This window comes from Helicobacter sp. T3_23-1059 (assembly GCF_053654515.1).
Genome location: NZ_JBSIUV010000110.1, coordinates 1 through 2,724, shown reverse-complemented (window position 1 = coordinate 2,724; position 2,724 = coordinate 1). Strand labels below are relative to the sequence as shown.

The 2,724-nt window shown below is 40.1% G+C and carries 1 protein-coding gene and 2 pseudogenes; 2 read left to right on the top strand and 1 reads right to left on the bottom strand.

The features are described 5' to 3' along the window. Together ACWIX0_RS13245 and ACWIX0_RS13240 are read left to right on the top strand one after the other, a co-directional pair. Positions 1–698 (top strand): annotated as a pseudogene (locus tag ACWIX0_RS13245) (TonB-dependent receptor); the annotation flags it as partial. 18 nt (positions 699–716) lie between these two features. Then, positions 717–2,558 (top strand): hypothetical protein, encoded by a 1,842-nt coding sequence (locus ACWIX0_RS13240; protein ID WP_454174454.1) that lies wholly within the window; start codon positions 717–719, stop codon positions 2,556–2,558. Here the strand turns inward: ACWIX0_RS13240 and ACWIX0_RS13235 are convergent. After that, a pseudogene (locus tag ACWIX0_RS13235) lies at positions 2,520–2,724 on the bottom strand (hypothetical protein); the annotation flags it as partial. The gene ACWIX0_RS13240 and the pseudogene ACWIX0_RS13235 sit on opposite strands and share 39 nt — an antisense overlap.

Below are 2,724 nucleotides of genomic sequence, written 5' to 3'. Positions count from 1 at the left end.
ATTATCAAAACAACTTCCAAATCGATGGCTTTAATATGAATAATGACTTAACTTCAAATCTCTCTAGTGATAATGGTGTAAATGGCACAGGCACAAAAAATCCACGCTCCCAAGCCTTTAGTATTGACACCTCACTTTTAGAATCAATCACCGTGCAAGATTCAAATATTTCTGCAAGTTATGGAGGATTTACAGGTGGGGTAGTGGAGGCACAGGTGCGCAAACCGCGCAAAGATAATGGTGGTATCAATGGTTGGCACGCAAATATTTCTTATCAATTCACGCAAGGCAATGCAAAAGGATTTTCCCTCACGCACTATCATATCGACCCACAAACAGAATCTAACTTTTTAAATTCTACAAGCGAGTATTACCACCCATATTTTACCAAACACCTCGTGCGCACTTCACTAGAGGGCTATGCAACCAAAAATCTAGGACTTATCTCTAGCTTTAGCACCACGCAGAGTTTTATCCCTATTTTTATGTCAAATCCGCTATCAAGCGCAAGTGGAATAAATGCTGGCAAGCAAAAAGACCAAAAACGCCAATCATACAACTATTATCTAAAAGCGTATTACAACCCAAATGAAAATCTAACCATTGAAGCAAATCTAGGGTATATGCCTCAATACAATAGCTATTTTTGGAGCGGTGGGGCGTATAATGCCGATTATGTCGCACAAAGTGGCGGGTAGCAAGCTGGGGTAAAAGCATTGTATCAAACGCCGATTGGATTATCCACTACTACGCTTGGCTATTCATATTTAGACAACAATCGAAGCGCAGATTCTCGATATACTTATTATGCGAGTTGGTTTGTAAGCGATGAAGTTAATTGGCTAAGAAGCAATACCAATACTGCTGCTATCTACACAGCGGCAAATTATGGAAATATGGCGCAAATTTCACATAATCCAACGCTAAAAAGTGATTTTTTGTTTAATCCTATCCCTGTTTGGCGCACTGAACATACCTTTCGCATAGGTGCAGAACTCACTTATCAAAGTGCCACAAGAGAGCGATTATCTCCCTATGTGCAATTTGCAAACGATAATAATATCCCCGTCCCCTCAAGCACTCCCTGTCCCACCACGCCTGATAATCTAGGACTTATAGCCTGCATAAATGGCAAACCTCATTTTAACCCAAATACCGCCATTCGCTCAAACAACCAAACTTATCAAGGATATGCAGAGGCTTCCAAAAACGAACAAGTAAGAAATCAACACACAGGCGCAAACTCTTGGGCAAATGGCTATGATAGCGCAGTGGCACAATACTTTAATGTCATCACGCAATATTATGGCGCAAACAAAATTATGCTAGATAATGTCGCTTATGGAGCGTTTATCGAAGATGACATAAAATTAGATTTGGGCTTGGGAGGCGAACTTAACGCAAGGCTTGGCTTACGATTTGATGGTGATAGCTATATGAGTAAGCACTCTTTTGCACCGAGATTCTCGCTAAGCTATATCACACCTGCGCAAAAAGAATGGCAAACACAGCTAACTTTTGGGGCAAATCGCTACTATGGGCGCAATCTCTTTTCGTATAGATTCTTAGATTTTTCTGCTAAAAGACATTCGTATAAACGCGATTGCGCGAGCTGTGATTGGCAAGAGATAGAGCTAAATACCGCGATAAATCCCGCTTGGACTTCAAGCGTGAAGTTTAGCCAACTAAAGATTCCATACAGTGATGAGCTAATGGGTGGCATAAATCAGAATCTAGGAATATTTAGCGCAAGTGTGAAATACATTTTTCGTGATGGAAAAGATGAGATAATGCGCGTAAGTAGAAGTGCTCTAAACCTCCCCACACAAGAGGGCTACTCCACGAGCTACAATGTATGGAGCAATGAGGGTGCGAGTCAAAGCCATATCGTTTCACTAATGGTGCAAAACAATAATGTGTTTGATACTTTTGGGGTAAAGCACCATTATGTATTTGCATTTGATTATACTCAAAGCAAGCGCACTTATAATGTCTTTGCTAATAGTAGCGATGATGAATACATTGCAGATTCTCAAATCATCTATGATAATGCACTGATTAGATACCGTGATAGACCTGTGGATAACTTTGTCCGCCCTTGGACTTTACGCTTCAACACCACGCATAGCTTTAATATAGGGCGCACCAAATGGTTACTTAATAACTTCTTTCGCTATCGCTCCGCATATAGCCGAATGGTAACGCTCACTACAAGCACAAATAATGCTATCTTTAAGCAATGGCAAGCACTCTATCCAAACATAGAGGGTGTGTATATCAAAAAGCACTTTAATGGAGCGTTTAGCTGGGATATGCGGGCTGGGTTTGAGCTAGATATAGTGCGGGGACAGACGCTGTATATGAATGTGGATATTTATAATGTCCTAAATGCGCGCAATGAAACCACAATAAGCAATTCAAGTGGCAACACGGGCTATGATATAGCAGGCTCTAGCTACACTTATGCAGTATATGAAGTAGGACGGCAATTTTGGCTACAAGTGGGGTATAAATTTGGCTCAAGACAACTTAAGCGGTTGATTTCTCATCATTTTTAGTAAGATTTTATACAAATCTTGTTGTTGTATTTTGATATTTCAATGCTACTGCTAGCCTTGTATCTAAATTCTGTTTCTTTTAAGTGAAGCAAGAAATTCTCTTTTTTGATTCCTTTAAATTAGCAAATCTATGCTTTGCATAGCCAATTTTGCTTACATTTGCGAG